Below are 23,768 nucleotides of genomic sequence, written 5' to 3'. Positions count from 1 at the left end.
CGCCTCAATCATTATCGGCTAAATAGCTCGTGTTGCTTAACATCTAATGTCGGTAAAGATGTCTAATTTCGTAGGGGTTATATCCGCCCAATAGACTTGCCTTGTTCAGCGATAACGCTGTCCTTTCGAATGTGCCTCAAGTCTTCTTGGTGGTTTCCTCAAAGTTGTATCGCAGGACTTCCTGCCAAGAGATAAAAAATTATGAGTGAACAGAACAATGCCGTAACTGGCTTTGATGCGTTAGGCTTGCCTGAAAATATTCTTTCAGCCTTAAACAAGCTTGGTTTTGAATCAGCTACGGCTATTCAAGCCCAAACTATTCCGCCACTTTTAGATGGTCGTGATGTGCTTGGTGAAGCACAAACAGGTACGGGTAAAACTGCGGCATTTAGTTTGCCTGCACTTGCTGCCATTGACCCAAGTATTCGCAAGCCACAATTAATGGTGCTTGCGCCTACTCGTGAGTTAGCAATTCAAGTTGCTGAAGCAATAGAGTCATTTTCTGCCAATATTAAAGGCTTACGTGTTGCTACTTTATACGGTGGTCAATCATATGGCCCACAATTTCAACAATTAGAGCGCGGTGCGCAAGTTGTTGTTGGTACGCCGGGTCGTTTAATGGATCACTTACGTCGTAAGAGCCTAAAACTTAACGAGCTTAAGCTTTGTGTATTAGACGAAGCTGATGAAATGCTTAACATGGGTTTCTTAGAAGACATTGAGTGGATCCTAGAGCACCTTAACGATGATACGCAAATGGCGTTATTCTCTGCGACAATGCCACCAGCAATCCGTAAAGTGGCTAATCGTTTCTTAACTGATCCTGAGCACGTAAAAATTGCGGCAGTGAAAAAAGCCAAAGCAAATATTGAACAGTTTGCTTGGAAAGTGAGTGGTATTAACAAACTAACTGCACTAGAGCGTATCGCTGAAACCTTTGATTACGATGCCATGATTATTTTCGTGCGTACCCGTAACGACACCGTTGAAGTAGCTGAAAAACTTGAGCGCCAAGGCTACCCTGCAGTAGCGTTAAATGGTGATATGAACCAAGCACAGCGTGAACGTACGGTTGATCAAATTAAAAATGGTCACTCTTCTATTCTGATCGCAACTGACGTGGTAGCACGTGGTCTAGATATTCCTCGCATCGACTTAGTTATTAACTACGACTTGCCGGGTGATAATGAGTCATACGTTCACCGTATTGGTCGTACCGGTCGTGCTGGTCGCAGCGGTACCGCTATTTCTTTTGTTCGCCCGAGAGAAATGTACCAATTACGTCATTACGAGCGTTTAACTTCTGGCGTCATCAATCCATTTGAATTACCTAGCATTCAAGAGATTGGTAAAGCACGTATCGAAAAAACTCAGCAACAATTGTTAGAAGTTATCGAGTCGAAAGAGCTTGACGGTATGCGCGCTATTATCGAGCAGATGGCTGAGACATCAGAAGTTTCAATGACTGATTTAGCTGCAGCATTGCTTTACTTAAAGCAATTAAAACAACCGCTTCAGCCAAAAGAAGATCCAAAACCTCGTCGTGAATTTGACCGTAATGATCGCAATGACCGTGGCCGTGATGGGCGTCGTCGCGATATGCGTGATGGTCGAGGTCAACGAGGTGAACGCGATGGTCGTGGCGAACGTGCACCACGTAAAGCAAAACCAGTACGTAATGATATTGACTGGCAAACTTACCGCTTAGAGGTAGGTAAAGAGCACGGTGCTAAGCCGGGTGATATCGTTGGTGCAATTGCTAACGAAATTTCGTTGGATAGCAGCTACATTGGTGCAATTAACTTGCATGAACGTCACAGCTTTGTACAACTGCCAAAAGGTATGCCGACTGCTTCATTTAAGCAATTAAAGCGTGTTCGCATTCGTCGTCAAGCGTTAGAAATCTCAGTTGCTGATGCGCCAGTTGTCACTGAACGTCCAAAACGTCGTGAGCGTCGCAATAACGGCTAACTATGGTTAAGGCTTAACAAGAGCCTTTTACAACAATAGAATCAAAAAGGTGCTGCTAGCTAGGCTACAGTGCCTTTTTTAATGCTTTTCTGTCACGTTCAGCAACAAAAATCCTGCCTTTACTAATGCGATTTAAGCCATCTTAAACGCTCGTTTGTTTACTTTCTTCAGTTAACTTATTTGCTCACTACCCGAGCCTAATCGGTGACCAAATACATAGGTGTAATTATAGCTTTACAGAGCCGCTACAGAGCCTATCAAGGCTGGCTAGATGTTAGTCATTTTTTTTGAAAAACAAACGTATCACATGATTTACATCGCCAGATTTTGCTTAGCCACTGGTTATCTTCTCACCAGAGTTTTTCCATGAATAATAAAAGGAAAGGTACAACAGGTCACAGGGAGATAATAATGAATGACGTTGCTAACCCACTAAAATTGTGTGGTATTGAATTTACAGAATACGCGACACCTGACATCGATTTTATGGAAAAAGCTTTTTACGGTTTTGGCTTCTCGAAAACCAAAAAGTTTAAAGGGCGTGATATCGACTACTTTAATCAAAATGATATCCATTTTTTACTGAATAATGAGCAGTCGGGGTTTTCTAAAGAGTTTGCGAAAAGTCATGGACCAGCGATTTGCTCTATGGGTTGGCGGGTAGAAGACGCTGAATTCGCGTTTGAACAAGCAATTAAACGTGGTGCCAAATCAGCAGAAAATGCAGCGAACAAGCTGCCATACCCAGCGATTTATGGCATCGGCGATAGCCTAATTTACTTTATTGAACGCTTTGGCTTAAGTGGCTCAATTTATCAGCAAGATTTTGAAGATCATCCAGATCCCGTTGAAGTTCAAGATAAAGGCTTTAAAGCCGTTGATCACTTAACCAATAATGTTTACCAAGGCACGATGGAAAAGTGGGCGAATTTCTACAAAGAAGTATTTGGCTTTACGGAAGTGCGTTACTTCGATATTAAAGGCGAGAAAACAGCACTTGTCTCTTACGCCTTACAATCGCCTTGCGGTAATTTTTCGATCCCAATTAACGAAGGTAAGGGCACTAATAACAATCAAATCGATGAGTACTTGGACGAGTATAACGGCCCAGGCGTACAACACTTAGCGTTTATTACCGATGATTTAGTGAGTTCGTTAGACAAAATTGATAGCGATATTATTGATACCTTGAATATTGTGCCTGAATATTACGATGATGTGTTTAAGCGCATTCCTTGGGTAAAGGAAGATCATGAACGTATTCGTCAGCACCAGATTTTGGTAGACAGCCAAAAAGAAAATTCATATCTATTGCAAATATTCACCAAGAATATTTTCGGCCCTATTTTTATAGAGATGATTCAACGAGTTGACGATAAAGGCTTTGGTGAAGGTAACTTTACGGCATTATTTAAATCGATTGAATTAAACCAAATGGAGCGAGGCGTTCTTTAACAGCTTCAAGCTACCCCTTTTCCAAATCTACAAAAGCTGGCCATGCCAGCTTTTTCTTTTTTATACCTAGTCTTAGCAACTTGCCTAAGTATCAAGTTAACCGTCAGACCTAAACTTGCTGTTAATTTTTAGTGATACATTTTGCGTCTTTCTACGTTATTTCAAATGCATTGTCGTAAAAACTGAAATTCGGCTTATATGTCGACAAACCATAAGTGGTTGGCACTTGGATAATGTTTGTTAGTTTTCTGGTTAGAAATCTTACTGATTCAATTTTATTATCGATAGCCTCTTAAGTTTTTCGGCAAAGTCGATTATGATGCGCGAAAACTGGTGGATATTATAATCAAATAAGAGATTTACATAGGTCAAGTTGAATAAATGCTTGTCACCTTGCATATTTATGGATATATCTACTAATAATAATTTACACGATATTTAAGACAAACTTTATCTGCCTCGCGTCAAAGTTAGTCCAGTTGTAGCTCGCACACATCTTAACTTTTTCGACGGCGTTAAATCGCTTATACATAAAAATGTCGGCTGTCTAAGCAGGAATTAAAGAACATATGGCAAAATCATTGGTAATTGTCGAATCACCAGCCAAAGCAAAGACAATTAACAAATACCTTGGTAAAGACTTCGTTGTTAAATCGAGTGTCGGTCACGTACGTGACTTGCCTACGGGCAGTACCGGGAAAAAAGTCGCTACAAAGCCAGCGGCCGAAGTGCGAAAGATGTCGCCTGAAACCAAGGCTAAATACAAAGCCAAGCGTGACCGCCAAGCCTTGGTTAATCGCATGGGCATAGACCCAGAGAAAGATTGGCAAGCGTCTTATCATATCTTGCCGGGTAAAGAAAAAGTGGTCAGTGAGTTGACCAAACTAGCCGATAAAGCAGACACTATCTATCTCGCAACCGATTTGGATAGAGAGGGAGAGGCAATCGCGTGGCACTTAAAAGAAATCATCGGTGGTGACGATGATAAGTTTAAGCGCGTGGTATTTAATGAAATTACAGAAAATGCCATTCAACAGGCGTTTGCTACGCCAGGTGAGTTAAGTATGCCGGGCGTTAATGCCCAGCAAGCACGCCGTTTCTTAGACCGCGTAGTCGGCTTTATGGTCAGTCCACTTCTGTGGAAGAAGGTCGCTAGAGGCTTGTCAGCAGGTCGTGTGCAATCAGTCGCAGTAAAGCTTGTTGTTGAACGTGAGCGCGAAATTAAAGCCTTTATTCCGGAAGAGTTTTGGGAAGTCAGTGCTGACACAACGACAGCTGATGGCACTGCATTAACTCTAGCGGTGACCCATGAAAAGGGTAAAGCGTTTAAACCAACTAATGAAACGCAAACCATGGCAGCAGTTGCGCTACTTGAAAAAGCGCAGTTAATGGTTGCTAAACGTGAAGACAAGCCTTCGAAAAGCTCACCATCAGCGCCATTTATTACTTCAACGCTACAACAAGCTGCGAGTACTAAACTAGGTTATGGTGTTAAGCGCACTATGGGCTTAGCACAGCGTCTGTATGAATTAGGTCACATTACTTACATGCGTACCGATTCAACCAACTTAAGTGCTGATGCTGTGAAGATGGCCCGTGATTTTATTGCCAATGAATTTGGTGCTGATTACTTACCTGAAAAACCAAAAGTTTACGGCAGTAAAGGTAACGCTCAAGAAGCGCATGAGGCAATTCGTCCATCCAACGTGAAATTAGAAGCAGCATTGTTAAACGGTGTTGATGCTGATGCGAAACGCTTATATGAATTAATTTGGCGCCAGTTTGTGGCTTGTCAAATGACCGCAGCCCGTTATGACGTAACTACCTTAACCATTGGTGCAGGTGACTTTGAACTTAAAGCCAAAGGGCGTGTTATGCGATTTGACGGTTGGACAAGAGTTCACCCGCAGCTTAATAAAGGTGATGACAAGCACTTGCCAGATTTGGCGGTAGGTGATGCGGTTAATCTTGATAAGCTAGACCCGACTCAGCACTTCACAAAACCAGTAGCGCGTTTTGGTGAAGCGTCACTCGTAAAAGAGCTAGAAAAACGCTCTATCGGTCGCCCATCGACTTACGCATCCATTATTTCCACCATTCAAGATCGTGGTTATGTGCGTTTGGAGAAAAAACGTTTCTACGCTGAGAAAATGGGTGAAATCGTCACCGATAGCCTGTCGGAAAGTTTTGAAAATCTGATGAGCTATAACTTCACCGCGAACATGGAGCAAGAGCTTGATGATATCGCAGAAGGCTCAGCGCAGTGGAAAGCGGTACTTAACGAGTTTTATGCCAACTTCAAAGGCCAGTTAGAAAACGCTGATAAGCCATCAGAGGAAGGCGGTATGCGTAGCAACGAGCCAGTATTAACGGATATCGATTGTCCGACCTGTGGTAGAAAAATGGGTATTCGCACGGCATCTACCGGCGTATTCCTAGGTTGCTCTGGCTACTCGTTGCCACCAAAAGAACGTTGTACTACCACCATGAACCTTATTCCAGGTGAAGAAGCGGTCAGCGTGCTGGCGGAAGATGAGGAAACTGAAGCGCTACGTGCGATGCATCGCTGCCCTAAGTGTTCAACGGCGATGGACAGCTACTTAATCGATGAAAAGCGCAAATTGCATGTTTGTGGTAATAACCCTGTTTGTGACGGCTACGAGCTAGAGCAGGGCGATTTCAAGATTAAAGGCTATGATGGCCCAGTGTTAGAGTGCGATCGCTGTAGCTCTGATATGGAGCTTAAATCAGGGCGTTTTGGTAAGTATTTCGACTGTACTAACAGTGAGTGTAAAAACACTCGTAAGTTGTTAGCTAATGGTGAAGCAGCGCCACCGAAAGAAGATCCGGTGCAATTGCCTGAGCTTCCGTGTGAAAAATCTGAAGCGTACTTCGTGTTACGTGATGGTGCAGCGGGTATTTTCCTTGCAGCGAGCACTTTCCCGAAATCGCGTGAAACACGTGCTCCTAAAGTGGCTGAGTTAAAGCGCTTTAGAGATAGAATTTCATCTAAGTTCTATTACTTAGCAGATGCGCCAGAGCAAGATCCAGAGGGTAACCAAGCCATTGTTCGCTTTAGTCGTAAAACGAAAGAACAGTATGTAATGACTGAGGTAGAAGGTAAAGCGACTGGCTGGGTAGCCAAGTACATTGATGGCAAATGGCAGGAAGAGCAGACTAAGAAAACCGCTGCAAAAAAATCCCCAGCTAAAAAGGCGGCAACCAAAAAAGCGCCTGCTAAAAAGAAAGCTTAAACTAGTTATCTAGAGTAAATCTCATAGAATTAAAAGCGGCCTCAATTGAGGCCGCTTTTGATCCGAGATTATGAACTACAAAGTCATCGCTAAGGGTTGAATCCATAACGTGAATTGATAGCTAGAACAAATCAAGAGTCTGGCGCTATCATTGAATTAGCGCCTTTCATGTAATTTACAGGCACAAAAAAGCCGCGCCAAGCATTTGCTTGAGCACGGCTTTTAACGTCTTTAATGTTTACTGCTATTAAGCTTCAAACATTGCAGAAATAGACTCTTCGTTACTTACGCGGCGAATAGCTTCAGATAGCATACCGCTCAACGTTAGTTGCTTCACACGGTCGCCTAACGCTTTAATTTCATCTGATAATGGAATTGAGTCAGTCACAATGACTTCATCAATCACAGACTCACGTAAGTTCTGCGCTGCATTACCAGAAAGTACTGGGTGTGTTGCATAAGCGTAAACATTTTTCGCGCCGTGATCTTTAAGTGCAGCAGCAGCTTTCGCTAATGTGCCACCTGTATCAATCATGTCGTCAACGATAATACAGTCACGACCTTCAACATCACCGATAATGTGCATTACTTGTGCAACGTTGGCTTTCGGGCGACGCTTATCGATAATCGCTAAATCAGCGTCATCAAGTAATTTTGCTACTGCGCGAGCACGTACAACACCGCCGATATCAGGAGAAACCACTACCGGGTTTTCTAAATTGCGGGTTTTCATGTCTTCTAACAGAATAGGAGTACCAAAAACGTTATCTACTGGTACATCGAAGAAGCCTTGAATTTGCTCTGCGTGTAGGTCAACAGTTAGGACACGGTCAACACCAACGCTTGAAAGGAAGTCTGCTACTACTTTAGCGGTAATTGGTACACGAGCACTGCGTACACGACGGTCTTGGCGAGCGTAGCCGAAGTATGGCATAACAGCGGTGATACGACCTGCAGAAGCGCGGCGCAGGGCATCAACCATGACAATCAATTCCATTAGGTTATTGTTAGTAGGTGCACAAGTTGATTGGATGATAAACACATCGGCACCACGAACATTTTCAGTGATTTCAACACTGATTTCCCCGTCACTAAAACTACCTACTTTCGCTTCACCTAAACCGATATATAAGCGATCGGCAATTTTTTTAGCCAGTTCAGGGGTGGCGTTACCCGCAAAGATCTTCATGTCAGGCACTGTAAGTTCCTCAGAAGCTTATGACATTAAACGTAAACACTGATAGCCAGCGTGATTTAACTATCAGCAAACTATTCATATTTCGCCAGTTAATTAACCCAGATTTTTGCGCAGTGTTTCTAACGCAGAATGGGTAGGCGATTGGTTGACACCTTTAGCGACAAACGACTCAATGTTGTTAGGCAGTTGAGCTTGAATATCGCAAGCCTCTTGCTCACTGGTACAAGCGGTAAAAATGCATGCCCCTGTACCCGTCATTCGAGACGGCGCGTATTCTAACAATGTCGCCAACAGCTTGGCAACCTCAGGGTAGTGTTTTGTTACCACCACTTCGCAATCATTTTGACGGTGATCAGTGTTTAGCTCAAAAGCCGAAATTTTCTTAGTATTTCTAGGTAAATCATCACTTTGGAATACTTCTTGGGTGGAAATGTGCACTTCTGGCTTGCTTACTAGGTACCAGCACTCTGCAGGTTCTGCGGGTACTAATTGTTCGCCAACACCTTCTGCAAAGGCAGCAAAGCCGCGCACGAAAATCGGCACGTCAGCCCCTAGCGATAAGCCCAACTCAGCAAGCTTTTCCAGCGGTAACTTAAGCTGCCAAAGCTCATTCAATGCCAACAAAATGGTCGCGGCATTTGACGAGCCGCCACCCAAACCACCGCCCATCGGTAGCACTTTATTGATGGCAATGTTTATTCCTAAATTGTTACTTTTTAGCGGCTCAAGCATTTTAGCGGCTCTAACAATTAGGTTATCTGCTTCGGCGACACCATCAATTGGTGTCGCTAGGGTAATTTTATTATCGTCAGTTAGCGTGAGTGAAATGGTGTCGCTGTAGTCGAGAAACTGAAACAAGGTTTGCAGTTCGTGATACCCGTCTGGTCTGCGACCGTTAACGTGTAAAAATAAATTAAGCTTGGCCGGAGAGGGTAACGTGTAGGTTGTATTTATCATTTAACAGGTGGCTTTAGTTCGTGGTTAGAAGTTAATGCTGAGTTTGGTTTTCATTCATTGAAGCGAGCCGCTTAGCGGATTGATTATGGAAAAGCTTTAGCTGCACAATCAAATTTGCCATTGCCTTATTGCCAGCTTAATGGTTAAGCCTTGCTGTTTAATTAAGATGCTAGTTGGCAGTTGCACGCCTTGAAATTCTTGGTAGCGACTGTATTGCACTCGCCATTGCTGATTATTGTAATAGCTAGTGATCGTTGCAGGTAATTGGCTTTCAGCCGATAAGTTTATTTCATCGCTGTCTGAATAAGGTACGGCCTTGATCCAATGTGTCAACGCATCGCTGGGAAAAGTAAGGCCAGTTAGTTGCCAAATAAGTTGGTCAAGGTTACGGGTTTGATAATCTTTGCCATCAATAGTTAGTTGATGTGAACCGTTAATACTTTCCAGTGACATCACATTGATGCCTAAATAAGTGGTTAAATTAAGTGTTTGGTTATCTTCGCCGTGCTGCCAAAAAATACTAGCCTTTTCACGTTTACTTGGCTGAATAAAGGCAATTTGTCCTTTTATTTGCCAGTCATTAATATTGCTTAGTAGCTCTGTGCGATCTGTGCTTGGATCATAGTTTTGTTGTTTGCCAAAGCTACCTAGCTGGGCGCAACCCCCAAGCATTAGCGTTAAGCACACTATTAACCCCATTAACAAATGACTGTTCATCGTCTTAGCTATCAATAGCTCTAAATTTAATGACAGTGTTACTGGCGAATATTGGCGAGACATAACTAATTGCAAAGCTTGTTTCATGGAATGTATGAGTGACTAAATGGTAAGTTTACTTAGCCGAAATGGTAGCGCAAATAGCTAGCAACTAACACCAATGAATTATATTTGGAAAGTAAAGTGGATTAATTCATCACCTAATGAATAAGAATGCGGTTAGTTCTTATTTTAAAGTCACTTTTAATTTAGTGATGACTTCACAAACAACGCTACTACTAACTTAATTGATGATTCGTTTTTTCTATTGTTATATTTAAATATAGTAATGGTTAGCCACTTTCAATCACGAGCAATTTTCCGTAAAATTAGCGCCAAATTTTTTCTGGGTATTTTTCCTATACTTAAGCTAGTTCAATTTGCAATCAGCACAGGCTGATATAGTTGGACATGGCTGAGTAAAGAAAAACTCTCGCTTACCCAATATTTGGTTTTAAAGACCAAATTTACATTCTGCGTTAGGCTGAAATTACGAAATGTCCATACTAGCTGTTGGTATCAATCATAAAACTGCACCCGTGTCGGTTCGAGAGAAAATCTCTTTTAACCCCGACCAATTAAGCTCAGCGTTGCAAGAGATGCTAGCGCAAGTGGAATGTAATGAAGCAGCAATTTTATCGACCTGTAACCGCACTGAACTTTACTTGGTTCAAGACAAAAGCTTAGAAGCAACGCAAGCGAAAGTCGTTAACTGGCTCGAGCAATACCACAATATTCCAGCTAGTGCGATTATCCCAAGCCTTTATTGGCACACCGATAAACAAGCGGTAAACCACATGATGCGCGTCGCGTGTGGTTTAGATTCGCTAGTCTTGGGCGAACCACAAATACTAGGCCAAATGAAACAAGCCTACTCGCAAGCAAAAGCGGCGGGTTCAATGGCTTTGGTCATGGATCGGTTATTCCAACGCACTTTTGGTGTCGCTAAACAAGTTCGCACTGAAACTGAAATTGGCGAAAGCGCGGTTTCGGTAGCTTTTGCAGCCGTTAACCTTGCTAAGCATATTTTTGCGAGCCTGAAAAATGCGCGTGTACTGCTTGTGGGCGCAGGCGAAACTATTGAGCTGGTTGCCAAGCATTTATACGACAATAATGTTGGTAGCATCACAGTAGCAAACCGTACAATTTCTCGCGCGGAAAATATGGCAAAGCAAATTGGCGCAGATGTCATCACCCTAGCGCAAATTCCTGACTACTTGGCAAAAGCCGATATTGTCATTAGCTCAACAGGTAGCACTTTGCCTATTATCGGTAAAGGTATGGTGGAAAGTGCACTAGAGCAGCGTAAACATCAACCTATTTTTATGGTGGACTTAGCTGTACCGCGTGATATCGAAGAGCAAGTATCCGATTTAGAAGATGTCTTCTTATACACGGTTGATGACTTGCAGGGCATTATCGCGAAAAATATTGAAAACCGCCGTAAAGCTGCAGTGCAAGCGGAAGGTATCGTGACTGAGCAGTCAGGCGTGTTTATGTCATGGTTGCGCGGTTTAAATACCCAAGATGCGGTGTTAAGTTATCGCCAACAATGCATGGCTGAGCGTGACGTGTTGTTAGAAAAAGCACTGTCACAGCTTAGCAACAACAAAAATCCAGAAGCGGTAGTGGCAGAGCTCGCCACTAAGCTGACAAACAAATTAATGCATGCGCCAACTAGTGCACTGCAATCTGCTGCTCAAGGCGGCGAACTCGATAAACTCATTTATTTACGCGACATTTTTGATTTGGATAAGCCAAATAACTAAACTCTCGCGATATCAGAAAAGACAATTAACAAAATGAAAGAATCCGTATACCGCAAGCTCGAAGGTTTAGTTGAGCGTTTTGAAGAAGTACAGGCGTTATTGTCTGATCCTGAAACCATTGCTGATCAGGAAAAGTTCAAAGCCTTGTCAAAAGAGTTCTCTCAACTAGAAGGCACCACTAAGGTGTTCCAAACTTTCCAATCTGCTGAAGAAGATTTGGAAATGGCCAACGAAATGCTTAAAGACAGTGATCCAGATATGCGCGAAATGGCGCAAGAAGAGCACAAAGCAGCAAAAGCGGCAATTGAAGAGCTAGAGCAAGAGCTACAAATTCTCTTACTGCCGAAAGATCCTAACGATGATAACAACTGCTTCGTTGAGATTCGCGCTGGTGCCGGTGGTGATGAAGCTGCTATTTTCGCTGGTGATATTTTCCGCATGTACAGCCGCTATGCCGAGAAAAAAGGCTGGAAAGTGGAAGTAATGAACATGAATGAAAGTGAGCAGGGCGGCTACAAAGAAATCATCGCAAAAATTAACGGCGAAGGCGTTTACGGTGAGATGAAGTTCGAGTCGGGTGGTCACCGCGTGCAACGTGTACCAGAAACTGAATCACAAGGTCGTGTCCATACCTCTGCTTGTACTGTCGTGGTAATGCCAGAAATTCCGGAATCTGAAGCGATTGAAATTAACAAAGCTGACTTAAAAGTCGATACTTTCCGCGCCTCTGGTGCTGGTGGTCAGCACGTTAACAAAACCGACTCTGCTATTCGTATTACCCACATTCCAACCGGCTTGGTGGTGGAATGTCAGGATCAACGTTCACAACATAAAAACCGTGCACAAGCGATGTCTGTGCTACAAGCACGTTTACAACAAGCGGAAGATGACAAGCGCCGCGCAGAAGAAGAGTCGTCACGTCGCAGCCTAGTCGCTAGTGGTGATCGCTCTGAGCGTATTCGCACTTACAACTACCCGCAAGGGCGTATGACAGACCACCGCATTAACTTAACTTTATATCGCTTAAACGAAGTGATTGAAGGTAACTTGCAGTTGGTGATGGAGCCAATCCTTCAAGAAAACCAAGCAGACTTATTAGCGTCACTTGCTGATCAAAACTAAACTGTCGAGTTTTGGTTTTGAACAGTGAAGTACTTCCTAGCATAGAAGTTGTTTTAGCATCAGCAAGCAAGCAGCTTGCTGATGTCTCTGACTCCCCCTTGCTTGATGCGAAAGTACTGCTTGCCGACGTATTTGAGCAAACCTTAACTTATCTTATTACTTGGCACGATAAGCAGCTCACCGAAGTTCAATTAAGCGCATTTCAACAAATGCTCGATAGACGTTTAGCAGGCGAGCCAATTGCTTATATTGTTGGTGTTAAAGAGTTTTGGTCGCTGCCATTTTTTGTTGCACCTTCAACGCTCATCCCACGCCCAGATACCGAAACCTTGATTGAGTTGGTTTTAGCTAATCATCAAGCTAATCATCAGCCTAATTATTCGCCAAACCATGATAAAGGCAACCTACAACTATTAGACTTAGGAACTGGCACAGGTGCAATCGCCTTAGCACTGGCCTCAGAAAATCCTAGTTGGCAAGTGCAAGCAGTTGATTTTAATCCTGATGCGGTAAAATTGGCGCAGCGAAATGCACAGCATTTAGCGCTTAATCACGTTAAGATTTATCAGTCTGATTGGTTTAGCGAGGTCAATGCGCAAAGCAACGAAGATAAGTTTGATATCATTGTAAGCAACCCACCGTATATTGATGAAGCTGATCCACATTTAGTGGCTGGCGATGTGAGATTTGAACCGAAATCTGCGCTGGTTGCGGATAATCAAGGGCTTGCTGATATTGAGCATATCGTTAGTGAAGCGAAAAGTTACCTTGCTAGCGGCGGCGCAATATATCTCGAACATGGCTATCAGCAAGGCCAAGCAGTAAGGGGTATTCTGATTGCCAACGGCTATCAAAATGCACAGACTGAGCAAGACTTAGCTGGCAATGATCGGATAACTTGGGCATGCTTAGCTTAATTAGGCTGAGTTAACAGCTTTGGCCTAATGTTATACCCATGCTACATCAAGAAGCTTGATTTCAGCGCTGTCACAGGGGCTCAATATCAAGGCGCAGCTTGCCGGAATGGTCATTCCCTTTCAATAAGCTGCAACGCATAGAGTGAGTTCCTGTGAAGCGCCCAAAGGGTTGGTTTAAAAGCGATTTATGCTGCGTTATTGATTGTGACAAGGGAACGACCATTCTCTGTAATCAATGCCTTGCCTAAACCGCTTTTAATTCCAACTGAAACAAGCTCTTTGAAGTCGCATGGGTATATAACAATAATTTTCTAGGGCACACCATTAAGGTAGAAATATGAAACACTTACACATGACGCTGGCAATTATCAGCGTAAGCTTTTTTACATTGCGCTTTTTCTGGTTACTGAAATCACCGCAAATGCTAGACAAAAAATGGGTGAAGATATCTCCGCACGTAATTGATACGTTTTTACTCGGTATTGGTGTTGTGATGGCGGTAAAACTAGCATTGAATCCAACAGAGCAGTTGTGGTTAGCTGAAAAGCTGATGGCGATAGTCGCTTATATCTTTACTGGCATCTATGCCTTAAAATTCGCTCGCAATCGCACCATGCAGATTTTCGGTTATGTCGGAGCAATGGGCTGGGTTATGCTGGTCTTTAAAATCGCTCATACCAAAGAAACCTTCTTCTTTTAACTGTCTTTTTGAAAGTTAACGTCTAGTAAATAAGCAGTTGGGCTGAACAATTTTATTCAGCCCTTTAATTTGTAGTTTTCCATCCCCATATTGTCCCTTTAGTTTTTATTGGGTCTAATTTTTCTTTTCATGAATGATTTGTTGTTGTCTGAAATAAATACCGAACGAGAAGACTTGCTGCGTGCAGTTATGCTTGTTGAAGAATTTATCTTTGAACATAAGTCATCGGTACTCCCTCTGATTGACGAAATGGTGGAATATTGCGAGCAAGAGCTGGCGGATATAGAAGAGCCGTTGGCACAAGCGGAACATTTCATTAATTTGCTGTTTCTTGATTTATTGTTTATTGAAACGAAAAGAAATAGCTGGCCTGTAGCTGCATTAAAACTTGCTGAAGCAGTTTCACACCGTGAAATTCACCCTGTACTAAAAGCCGTTGTATTTAAAACGATAGGCGAACAATGTGGCTTTGAAATTGATCTCGTTTTTGTACCAGAAAAGGTCATGTTAAGGCTGATTTGTGATCAGCAGTTTGCCATTATTTTCGATCCGCTTAATGGTGAGTCACTTAACTGGGAAGAGTTAGATACTCGCTTAGACGAATTACCGCAAGAACCTTCAGAATATCTTGAATCCATGGACACCAAAGCGGTGTTGGTGGAGTACCTTAGCGCGTTGAAAAATGCGCTAATTGACGCGCAACAATACACAGAAGCGCTGCGTTGTGTTGATGTGTTAATTACCTTAAAGCCTGATGATCCATTCCAGCGTCGCGATCGCGGGTTTTTGCTTCATCAACTCGATTGCTTTAAAGTGGCGTACGATGATTATCAATATTTTGTGAATGAATGCCCACAAGATCCGGCAGCACAAATACTAAAAATACAATTAGATAATATAAAAATTTCCAATACAATTTTACACTAATTCACGGAGCCTTAATGACTCATAATCCTTTAATCACTAATGATGCGGTGGTCTTAGGTTTGCTGGCCCTTATTCTAGGGACAGTGTTTAAAACCGCGCATAGCAGCCACCCGTTTTGGCGTAAGTTTTATACTTATGTACCAGCAGTATTGCTGTGCTACTTTATTCCCTCGCTACTTAACACCTTTGGTATTGCTGATGGCCATAGTTCAAATGTTTACTATGTTGCCTCTCGCTACTTGTTACCTGCCTGTTTGGTGTTGTTGACGATTAGTATTGATCTCAAGTCCATTATCAACCTTGGCCCTAAAGCCTTGATCATGTTCTTAACCGGTACTTTAGGTATTGTGATTGGTGGCCCGATTGCCATTTTAATTATGAGCGCGCTAGTCCCAGAAGCGATTGGCGGGCATGGCCCAGACGCGGTATGGCGTGGGATGACAACAGTAGCTGGTAGCTGGATTGGCGGCAGTGCCAACCAAGCATCAATGAAAGAAATGTTTGAAGTGGGCGGCGATATTTTCTCAGCCATGGTGACTGTTGATGTCATTGTCGCTAACTTATGGTTGGCGGTATTGCTGTTTATGGCGGCTAAGCATAAAGAAATTGATGCGAAAACTGGTGCCGACACTTCTGCGATTGAAGAACTAAAAGTTAAAGTTGAAGAGTACCAAGCACAAAATAGCAAAACACCGCAGTTAAACGATTATATTCGTATGATTGCTATTGCCTTTACCATCACGGGTTTTGCCCACTTCTGTGCAGATTTTCTTGGGCCGTACTTTGGCGAAACCTTCCCTTGGGCAAAAGAGTTTAGCTTAAACAGTAAATTCTTCTGGTTAGTGGTTATCGCCACGACTATTGGTATTAGTTTGTCGTTTACCCGCGTTCGCGAAATAGAAGCTTATGGTGCTTCCAAAGTGGCACAGAGTTTTATCTACATTTTGATTGCGTCGATTGGCTTGCATATGAATATTCTAGCCATCGCGGAAACGCCGATTTATTTCGTTATTGGGGCGATTTGGATGTTAATCCACGCCACATTGATGCTGACGGTGGCTAAGTTGATCAAAGCACCACTCTTTTACATGGCTGTGGGTAGTCAAGCTAATGTCGGCGGTGCGGCCTCTGCCCCTGTGGTTGCTTCGGCATTTCACCCATCGCTTGCACCAGTAGGTGTACTATTGGCTGTGCTAGGCTACGGTGTTGGCACTTACATGGCGTATCTTTGTGGCCTCTTAATGCAAGCTGCATCAGGTTAATTTTTAAGGAAAACTTATGACAATTGAAAAGGTTGTTGTGTCAGGCATTGAAGTGGCAAATAACAATCCATTTGTGCTCTTTGGTGGTATGAATGTACTTGAGTCGCGTGATTTAGCGATGCAAATTTGTGAGCACTACGTGGAAGTCACCCAAAAGTTGGGGATTCCCTATGTGTTTAAGGCGTCGTTTGACAAGGCGAACCGCTCTTCGGTGAGCTCTTACCGTGGCCCTGGCCTTGACGAAGGTATGAAAATTTTTGAAGAAATCAAAAAGACCTTTAATGTGCCAATCATTACGGATGTTCATGAACCTTACCAAGCACAACCTGTGGCTGATGTGGTTGATGTTATTCAATTGCCAGCATTTCTTGCTCGTCAAACTGACCTTGTTGTTGCGATGGCAAAAACCGGAGCTGCAATCAATGTCAAAAAACCTCAGTTTTTAGCCGCTCACGAAATGCGACATATCATCAAAAAGTTTGGTGAGGCAGGTAACGAGCAAATTATGTTGTGTGAGCGCGGTAGTTGTTACGGTTATAACAACCTTGTGGTTGATATGCTGGCAATGGATGAAATGACGCAACAAGCGCCGGTGATTTTTGACGCGACACATGCTTTGCAAAAGCCAGGTGGTCGTAGCGACTCTGCGGATGGTCGCCGTGCACAAGCGGCACAGCTTGCTCGCAGCGGTATGGCATTGGGTATCGCAGGCTTGTTTATTGAAGCGCACCCGAACCCAAATGAAGCGAAATGTGATGGCCCTTGTGCACTGCCACTCGATAAACTTGAGCCTTATTTAGCACAGATGAAAGCGATTGATGATTTAGTAAAAGGTTTTGAGCCGCTAGATACTGCGAGCTAAACCCCTCAATTTACTTTTGTAGCAGCCGTAGGTGCAAGCTAAAAAATAAAAGCCACTTGTTGTTAATCAACCAGTGGCTTTTTTTTGTCAGTTGTTTTTGCGAAAGTTGTTTTTGTGAAAGTTGTTTTTTGTGAAAGTTGTTTGTTCAGAATGCTACGTATTGAAGAAATCGCTCTGTTCTATTGAACTGAATCAGCAATCGGCTTAGCCTTGTTATTTCAGTTGTTACTCTCTTTATTTGCAAGCCAACACCAGTATCTAATTGAACCATTACCCAATTGAACCATTACCCAATAGAGAAACTGCTTTATTTAACCTATTAACTTTACAACGTCCTTGCACAAAAAACAAAAAAAGGCTAACAAAATTAATCTGTTAGCCTTTTTTACTGCATACTGAATAAGTGTTTAGCTTATCTTTAACTTATTATCGAGTGAGAATTTGCCACCGCCAAGCAACATTACAGCTGCTAGTGCTAATCCCCAAACAATATGCATGTTAATTGCTGCTAATGAGATGTCTAAGTAGGCAATAACAGCAACTATATTTACAATTGTTAGACCTGCTGCAGCAAAGCGTGTAAGTAAGCCAGCCGCGAGTAATACAGGTAATACTAACTCACCAATCGTTGCCATATAAGCGGCGACTTCATAGGATAAAAACGGCACAACATATTCATATTCAAACAGAAATAATGTTGATTCCCAGTCGTCAATTTTGCTTAAGCCGGCTTTAAAGAAAATCCAGCCGATGTAGAGCCTTGCAAATGCCAAGGCTGGCGCCTGCAAGTAATCAAACAAACCGAATAAAAAGTTGTAGTAGTCCCTTAGCAGGGTAATTTTGCTATTCATAATTTCCTCATTGTAAAATTTTGTTGATTTGCAGCGTGACATCAAAACTTAGTTAGCCTTGTATCACAGTGCGTTAAAGTTGTTGTGGTGATTAACTTGTATTGCTGGCAGCACTTGAGCCTTTGCTAACATCGCTGAGCTCGAAAATGCCCAGTAGTAATTGATGCTTAATGGCGTCGGCAAGCCAGTGCGATAAATCAAATTCATCAAGGCTATGCTCACTTTTGTGCTCATTGCCTTGCTCAGGGCTATGCTCTGCTTGAGAATAAGGCGCTTCAAGTGCGACGAGTGCATCATTGATGGACGCAGACGAGCTGAACCTTTCATAGCCTAGGTAATCAACGGCTGATAGCGATAGTGATTTCGCTTGGTAGCCAACGCGATAAACAGCGAAATAATGTGTTTGTATCGGCTGTTCAAGCAAGGCATTGAACGCTTGGTTTATCGCCTGTTCAGCTACTTGTTCGGTATCTTGCTCATTACCATGCTCTGCAGTGAGCAGAGAACGGAGTTCAGCAATCGGGAAAGGTGAATTTAGCAAGGCAAAACCCGGTGCAAAATTCATCTTTAAGTGTTGGCTATCAACTTTTTCAAGCAATGACAGACTGCCAAGTGCGAGTGCTTTATCACTGGCGCGCTCTGCAATAAACATTGCATACTCAAACTCGGCGAGATCGCCAAGGTAAGGTAACGCGCTTAATGCTGGCTCATTGGCTAAATAGCTGGCAAATTGCTCACCAATCAATGCCCAATCGGCGTTTGTTTTTAAGTGAGCTCGCAAGTAATGATTAACAGCGACATCAAAATTTTCTTCTAGCAAGGCTTTTACAGCGGGAAAACTGTTAGCAAGTGAACGTTTGGCACTCGCTAAAAAGTTGTTTTGATAAATCGTTAATCCAACGTTGTCGAAATCATTGTTGTCAAAACCATTGCCGTCAGAATTTGGCTGCATAATTGCTGCCAATAGATCACTCTGATAGCGCTTTAACGCGTTGCTTGATGATTTAATTGATGGTTTGGTTAATGACATGGCAACACCTGCTTGGCAATTTTTCTCGCTAACTGGGCTTGTTGGCATAACGTCTGCCAGTCAGGTAAGTCCATATCCCACTCAATCAAGGTTGGCACTGCCCCAAAACGCGTTAATGCCGTTTCGTATAATCGCCAAACATCGCCAGACACTGGCTGACTATGGTCGTCAATCATTATGCCTGTTTCGCCAACTGGGCTACATCCCGCTAAATGAATTTCACCAATCACATGACTTGGAAACTCATATAACTGTGCCAAGGCAAGATCAACGGGTTTTGTTGCTTTGTCATGGGTGCCATTTTGTTTCGAATGGGCAGCTTGAGTGTTAATTGCGTTAACCATTAAATTGTTTAAATCTAACAATAAACGACAATCTGTTTGTCGGCAGAGCTCAATCAAGAACTCACTTTCACTCATAGTCGAATTTGCTGGAGTGATATAAGCAGACAAGTTTTCTACGAGAATACGACGGCCAAGTTGTTGCTGAACTTTGTTTACATTCGCCACCATAACAGCCAAGCTTTCTTGATTAAATGGCACAGGCAGTAAATCACCAGCGTGTACCGTTAAATCGTTTAGTTGTCCCCAACTAAAACAAGCATGATCTGATACCAGTATTGGCTGAACTTGTTCCACTAACTCACTAAAGCGTTTTAGGTGTGGTTCAGGTACTGGCTCGGTTGAACCTAATCCAAGTGAGGTTGCGTGTAGGCTAACCGCGTATTGCGCTTTGATATCGTTGAGAATCGCTTGGGTGATCCCTCCTTTAGCGAAGAAGTTTTCCACGTGCACTTCAACGAAATCAATATTAAAGGGGGAAGTCAGCGCGTCTTGATAATGAACATGACGCAAACCAACACCAATAAGAGGTAGTACTTGCGATTGCTCGCTGCTGATGCTTTTATGGTTTTGACGTTGTGTTAATTGATAAGACATCGCTTCCTTCCCAACATGATGAACTGTCTTAATTGAACCTTTTTGGTGGCTACCCGAGGCAACCACCTAGTTCGGCTAGCTGTTTTGCATCGCCTTAAATTTAGCTTTCGCTTCTTTACGTAGCATGCCACCTAGTGACTCACAGCTACCTTTATTCACTAAGCGCCACTCGCCTGGATCGTTGTCAATGGTTGATTGACCCGCACAAGAGTGGGTACCTGCTAAGTTACCGCAGTCATTTTGGCCAGCAGGGCTAATGCCGTAGCAACGCTCTTTGGGAGCGCGTTTACGCTCGTTATCAGCAGCTTCAGCGCTGTTGATGACACCCATAGATACGACCGCTGCAAGTGCCGCTGAAAGTGCTAATTGATTTTTCATAAAAAATCTCCTGTTAAACGTTAATGCTTAGGCTGAACGGTTAGGCGACAAGGTCGCGCAAAGCCTGTTCGTTCATTAGACCCGAGCTTTGGGTTTTTACTTCGCCATTTTCGATAACAATTATTGCGGGTATTGAGCGAATGCCGAATTTTTGTGCCAACACTGGCAGTTCATCTACATTTGCTTTAACACCTGTTGCCTCGATGGCATCACCACTAAATACTTTTTCGAATACTGGCATCATGGCGCGACATGGCGCGCACCACGGTGCCCAGAAGTCAATTACGATTTTGTCATTGTTAGCGATTAACTCAGCAAAATGATCAATATCGGTTACTTCAATTGCCGCCATTATTAGTCCTCTGCAAGCTCTTCTAATGTTTTATCTTTGATATCGCCCCAAATATCGTCTGACTTATCAATGTTACCTTGCGTGTCTTGCACCCAACGGTTTTGTACATTTTTGTTCAGGTTAAGGTAAAGTTTGTTATCAACGATTTTCCAAGCTGTTGGATCAGTGTCGAATTTCTTCTCCATCGTCACACCGAAAGCACAGTAACCGCCGTATTGTGGTGCGTATTTATCAGGGTTTGCTCTGAACTTGTCGCGGTTAGACTCTGAGCTAAAGCGGTAGATGGCACCTTTATGCGTTGCAGTAAAGTTGATGTCACCTTCAACCGGCTTATTCATTGTGAAGTAAGCCACTGGATCAAAACCTTTAATGGCTAAGTCGTTAGCATCTGCGTTCATCTCAACATCAGCGGCGAAGCTGAAGCTAGAAGCTGCTAATAAAAGGCTGGCAGTAATTGATTTAAGTGCAAAGTTTTTCATTTTGTATATCCTCATCATTTTAAATTCGATTGCAGCCAATTTGCTGCTGCGTCGTAGTGATGAAAATAGTACTGCCGAAATGAAACGGCTTGGGCTACAATCGTCCACAAAATCGTGCAAATCGTCCAAACCTAAATGGTTTTCGATTAAGTGATTGAAAAACCTAAATAAAGTAATTCAATGGATCAACTATCACAAATTATTCAAGATTTTAGTATTCAAGCAGGGGTTTTTTACACTGGCCAGCTGTGTGGTTTATCGGCGTTTGGTGACGAAAGCCATGTTGAAGGCCATATTCATATATTGCACAGCGGCACCTTAACTCTTGCTGATGCAGACGGCAGCGAGCAGTTGCTTGATGAGCCAAGTATTGTATTTTTCCCTCGGCCTAAACAGCATCTGTTGCGCGCAACTGAGTCTGACAATGCAGAGGTGATTTGTGCAACCGTGCAATATGGTATTGGCCAGCAAAGTCCACTAACCCAAGCATTACCAGAGGCAATTATTCTACCCTTGCGTCAAGCAACTGCACTAAACGATAGCTTTGCTTGGATGGTGAACGAAGCCTTATCAGACAATTTAGGCAAGCAGACTATTTTAAATCGCCTGATGGAAGTCTTTATAGTGTGCTTATTAAGGCATTTAATTATTGAGCGTAAAATTGAGCAAGGTTTGCTTGCGGGCTTATCACATCCGTTTTTATCTAAAGTGATTAGCGCTGTGCACAACGAACCTGCTCACCCGTGGGGGCTAGATGAAATGGCTGAAGTAGCATTGATGTCACGCTCTAAATTTTCTCCGCTGTTTAAGCAAGTACTAGGTGAAACACCGAATGATTATTTAACTCGCTGGCGTGTTTCATTGGCACAAAAGCATCTTTTAAGCGGTAAAAGTGTTGACCATTGTGCTCAGCTTGTCGGTTATGAAAGCCCGTCAACACTATCGCGCGCTTTTAATAAAACATGTCAGTTATCGCCGAAAGCTTGGTTGAAAAAAGCCTTGGAAGAAGCGCAACAAACCTAGTGTGAAAAATACTGTTGCATAACATTCTTTGCGTTAATTGTTATTGCTGGAATATGCGAAATTAACTTCTTTAGTGAATTAAAATGAACCTGATAGCGTGTCCGATTTTCGATAGTCTTTCTTCGTCAAGTATGAGTTTTGTTAAAGAGCAAGCTAACACTTTTAGTGTGTCTGTCGGTACTCGTTTATTTGAAATAACAAATGAGTGTCAAATGATGCCAATTGTCACCAGCGGTACAATAAGGGTGTTTTCGCAAAGTGATACGGGCCGAGAAATTACACTTTATCGCGTTAGCCCTGAGCAACTTTGTATCTTAACAATCAGTTGTTTACTTAGTGGCGATCGCTATCCTGCTAGCAGTATTGCCGAAACAGAGGTGTCAGGTATTAGCGTACCTAAATCGCTTTTCTTAGAGTTGATGGCGAATGAGCCGAGCTTTAGCGCACAAATATTTCATACTTTTTCATACCGCATTACCCATTTAATGCAATTAGTGGATGCTGTCGCGTTTAAAAAATTAGACAAACGTTTAGCGCTCTACTTATTAGAGCAAGGCCCAGTTATTAGTTGCTCGCATCAGAAAATTGCCGATGAATTGGGGAGCGTTCGTGAAATCATCAGTCGTTTATTAAAACAGTTTGAAGACAAGGGAATAGTTGCCTTGTCGAGAAAACAGATCCAGCTTATTGACCCAGATCAACTAAGGTTGTTTGTCGATTAGCTTGTGTGACTTTAGTCACTGAAACTAATTTTTCCCACCATATACTCGAAGCCAGCTTTTAAGAGATTTTGGATAACAAGAGGAAAAATCAATGACGTTAAATATTGGCACGATTGATCGCATATTACGGGTTTTATTAGGTTCATTACTTATTATTTGGGTGATTATTGGCGGGCCGCTATGGGCTTGGCTTGGTGCTGTTTTAGTGGCAACTGGTCTTGTTAAATTTTGCCCAGCGTATGCAATATTCGGTATTAAGACCAGCAAAACCAAAGGATAAAAACTTGAACCTTGCTCGTTTTGCCATGCGCTTTTGTTTAAAGACGCTGCTTAAAGACGCTAAGACAAGAGGGCAACGCTCAAGCTCAGTTAAACTTCAACTCGCATTTGCACTAGGCTTTTTTTAAAGCCTAGTTTTTCATAGGCCTTAATGGCGGGGGCGTTGTCGTTATAAACATCGAGCAGCACTTCAGTAATTCCTTGCTGTTTAGCCCAATCAAATAACGCTTTTATCACTTGTTGGCTAATGCCTTGGCCGCGAAATTCAGGTTCTACATAAATAAATCCAATATAGCCGTGGTTTGTGTACTTGTGGTGAGCAGGCGAGGGTTTAACTTTAATGTAACCGCTGGCAATTAGCTTGCTGCTAGTTTCAGCTACCAATAATTGGCATTCGTCGCTTGTGATAAGTGCTGCTAAGTCATAATAGGTAATATCACCACTGCGCAAGTTGTCAGCCACAGGGCGCTCCGCGCTGATGACCCCTTGCTCGAATAATTCAAGTGTAGGTATATCAATTAGCGTTGCTGGTCGAATAGTTATTGGAGTCATTATACTCTCTTTGT

At 42.8% G+C, this 23,768-nt stretch carries 23 protein-coding genes; 13 read left to right on the top strand and 10 right to left on the bottom strand.

The features are described 5' to 3' along the window. Positions 1-201: 201 nt before the first annotated feature. From DXX94_RS04125 to topA, 3 genes are all read left to right on the top strand, one after another. Positions 202-1,971 (top strand): DEAD/DEAH box helicase, encoded by a 1,770-nt coding sequence (locus DXX94_RS04125; RefSeq protein ID WP_116014038.1) that lies wholly within the window; start codon positions 202-204, stop codon positions 1,969-1,971. 411 nt (positions 1,972-2,382) lie between these two features. Next, positions 2,383-3,426: a 4-hydroxyphenylpyruvate dioxygenase gene (gene hppD / locus DXX94_RS04120; protein WP_116014037.1), complete on the top strand. Its 1,044-nt coding sequence runs from the start codon at positions 2,383-2,385 to the stop codon at positions 3,424-3,426. A 569-nt stretch (positions 3,427-3,995) separates the two neighbouring features. Further along, positions 3,996-6,680 carry a type I DNA topoisomerase gene (gene topA / locus DXX94_RS04115; protein WP_116014035.1) on the top strand — a complete coding sequence of 895 codons (2,685 nt, stop codon included), beginning with the start codon at positions 3,996-3,998 and terminating at the stop codon, positions 6,678-6,680. 247 nt (positions 6,681-6,927) lie between these two features. On the opposite strand, the gene DXX94_RS04110 is transcribed toward topA, so the two are convergent. The 3 genes from DXX94_RS04110 to lolB form a co-directional block, all read right to left on the bottom strand. Then, positions 6,928-7,878 carry a ribose-phosphate pyrophosphokinase gene (locus DXX94_RS04110; RefSeq protein WP_115999808.1) on the bottom strand — a complete coding sequence of 317 codons (951 nt, stop codon included), beginning with the start codon at positions 7,876-7,878 and terminating at the stop codon, positions 6,928-6,930. A gap of 93 nt (positions 7,879-7,971) precedes the next feature. After that, complete coding sequence (gene ispE, locus DXX94_RS04105; protein WP_181901474.1) at positions 7,972-8,835, bottom strand: 4-(cytidine 5'-diphospho)-2-C-methyl-D-erythritol kinase; 864 nt, start codon at positions 8,833-8,835, stop codon at positions 7,972-7,974. 108 nt (positions 8,836-8,943) lie between these two features. Continuing rightward, entirely contained in the window at positions 8,944-9,615 is a 672-nt protein-coding gene (gene lolB / locus DXX94_RS04100) for a lipoprotein insertase outer membrane protein LolB (RefSeq protein ID WP_181901473.1), read from the bottom strand. Positions 9,616-10,088: 473 nt separating this feature from the next. Here lolB and hemA point away from each other — a divergent pair, with 473 nt between their 5' ends. From hemA to kdsA, 7 genes are all read left to right on the top strand, one after another. Next, on the top strand, positions 10,089-11,360 hold the full coding sequence (gene hemA, locus DXX94_RS04095) for a glutamyl-tRNA reductase (protein WP_116014032.1): 1,272 nt from the start codon (positions 10,089-10,091) through the stop codon (positions 11,358-11,360). Between the two features lie 33 nt (positions 11,361-11,393). After that, positions 11,394-12,482 (top strand): peptide chain release factor 1, encoded by a 1,089-nt coding sequence (gene prfA, locus DXX94_RS04090; RefSeq protein WP_116014031.1) that lies wholly within the window; start codon positions 11,394-11,396, stop codon positions 12,480-12,482. A gap of 17 nt (positions 12,483-12,499) precedes the next feature. Further along, positions 12,500-13,399 carry a peptide chain release factor N(5)-glutamine methyltransferase gene (gene prmC / locus DXX94_RS04085; protein WP_116018281.1) on the top strand — a complete coding sequence of 300 codons (900 nt, stop codon included), beginning with the start codon at positions 12,500-12,502 and terminating at the stop codon, positions 13,397-13,399. 337 nt (positions 13,400-13,736) lie between these two features. Further along, positions 13,737-14,099: a SirB2 family protein gene (locus DXX94_RS04080; protein ID WP_115999813.1), complete on the top strand. Its 363-nt coding sequence runs from the start codon at positions 13,737-13,739 to the stop codon at positions 14,097-14,099. A 129-nt stretch (positions 14,100-14,228) separates the two neighbouring features. Further along, entirely contained in the window at positions 14,229-15,026 is a 798-nt protein-coding gene (locus DXX94_RS04075; protein WP_116014029.1) for a SirB1 family protein, read from the top strand. A 14-nt stretch (positions 15,027-15,040) separates the two neighbouring features. Next, a complete protein-coding gene (locus tag DXX94_RS04070) occupies positions 15,041-16,288 on the top strand; it encodes a DUF819 family protein (protein ID WP_116007517.1) in 1,248 nt (415 codons plus the stop codon). Between the two features lie 16 nt (positions 16,289-16,304). Further along, a complete protein-coding gene (kdsA, locus tag DXX94_RS04065) occupies positions 16,305-17,150 on the top strand; it encodes a 3-deoxy-8-phosphooctulonate synthase (RefSeq protein WP_116014027.1) in 846 nt (281 codons plus the stop codon). A gap of 407 nt (positions 17,151-17,557) precedes the next feature. Here kdsA and DXX94_RS04060 read toward each other — a convergent pair whose 3' ends face one another. The 6 genes from DXX94_RS04060 to DXX94_RS04035 form a co-directional block, all read right to left on the bottom strand. Further along, the gene (locus tag DXX94_RS04060; protein WP_115999817.1) at positions 17,558-18,001 is read right to left on the bottom strand and encodes a DoxX family protein; all 444 of its coding nucleotides are present in this window, start codon (positions 17,999-18,001) and stop codon (positions 17,558-17,560) included. Between the two features lie 91 nt (positions 18,002-18,092). Next, positions 18,093-19,079 carry an HvfC/BufC N-terminal domain-containing protein gene (locus DXX94_RS04055; protein WP_116014026.1) on the bottom strand — a complete coding sequence of 329 codons (987 nt, stop codon included), beginning with the start codon at positions 19,077-19,079 and terminating at the stop codon, positions 18,093-18,095. Further along, on the bottom strand, positions 19,022-19,969 hold the full coding sequence (locus tag DXX94_RS04050; RefSeq protein ID WP_116018279.1) for a DUF692 domain-containing protein: 948 nt from the start codon (positions 19,967-19,969) through the stop codon (positions 19,022-19,024). Before DXX94_RS04050 ends, DXX94_RS04055 begins: the two co-directional genes overlap by 58 nt. Before the next feature lie 75 nt (positions 19,970-20,044). Further along, entirely contained in the window at positions 20,045-20,347 is a 303-nt protein-coding gene (locus DXX94_RS04045) for a BufA1 family periplasmic bufferin-type metallophore (protein WP_115999819.1), read from the bottom strand. Between the two features lie 40 nt (positions 20,348-20,387). Then, positions 20,388-20,699: a thioredoxin family protein gene (locus DXX94_RS04040; RefSeq protein WP_116014024.1), complete on the bottom strand. Its 312-nt coding sequence runs from the start codon at positions 20,697-20,699 to the stop codon at positions 20,388-20,390. Between the two features lie 2 nt (positions 20,700-20,701). Then, the gene (locus DXX94_RS04035; RefSeq protein ID WP_115999821.1) at positions 20,702-21,178 is read right to left on the bottom strand and encodes a YHS domain-containing (seleno)protein; all 477 of its coding nucleotides are present in this window, start codon (positions 21,176-21,178) and stop codon (positions 20,702-20,704) included. A gap of 180 nt (positions 21,179-21,358) precedes the next feature. Here DXX94_RS04035 and DXX94_RS04030 point away from each other — a divergent pair, with 180 nt between their 5' ends. The 3 genes from DXX94_RS04030 (at position 21,359) to DXX94_RS04020 (ending at position 23,203) form a co-directional block, all read left to right on the top strand. After that, positions 21,359-22,201, top strand: a complete 843-nt coding sequence (locus tag DXX94_RS04030; RefSeq protein ID WP_116014022.1) for an AraC family transcriptional regulator — start codon at positions 21,359-21,361, stop codon at positions 22,199-22,201. Positions 22,202-22,284: 83 nt separating this feature from the next. Beyond that, positions 22,285-22,923, top strand: a complete 639-nt coding sequence (locus tag DXX94_RS04025) for a Crp/Fnr family transcriptional regulator (protein ID WP_116014021.1) — start codon at positions 22,285-22,287, stop codon at positions 22,921-22,923. 91 nt (positions 22,924-23,014) lie between these two features. Beyond that, positions 23,015-23,203 (top strand): YgaP family membrane protein, encoded by a 189-nt coding sequence (locus DXX94_RS04020; RefSeq protein WP_116014019.1) that lies wholly within the window; start codon positions 23,015-23,017, stop codon positions 23,201-23,203. 89 nt (positions 23,204-23,292) lie between these two features. On the opposite strand, the gene DXX94_RS04015 is transcribed toward DXX94_RS04020, so the two are convergent. Beyond that, positions 23,293-23,754, bottom strand: coding sequence for a GNAT family N-acetyltransferase (locus DXX94_RS04015; protein WP_220348034.1), 462 nt, complete (start codon positions 23,752-23,754; stop codon positions 23,293-23,295). Positions 23,755-23,768 lie beyond the last annotated feature (14 nt).

Source organism: Thalassotalea euphylliae (genome assembly GCF_003390375.1).
GTDB classification, from domain to species: Bacteria; Pseudomonadota; Gammaproteobacteria; order Enterobacterales; family Alteromonadaceae; genus Thalassotalea_F; species Thalassotalea_F euphylliae_A.
Note: the sequence above shows the minus strand (reverse complement) of the source record. Positions and strands in the feature narration are given on the sequence as shown.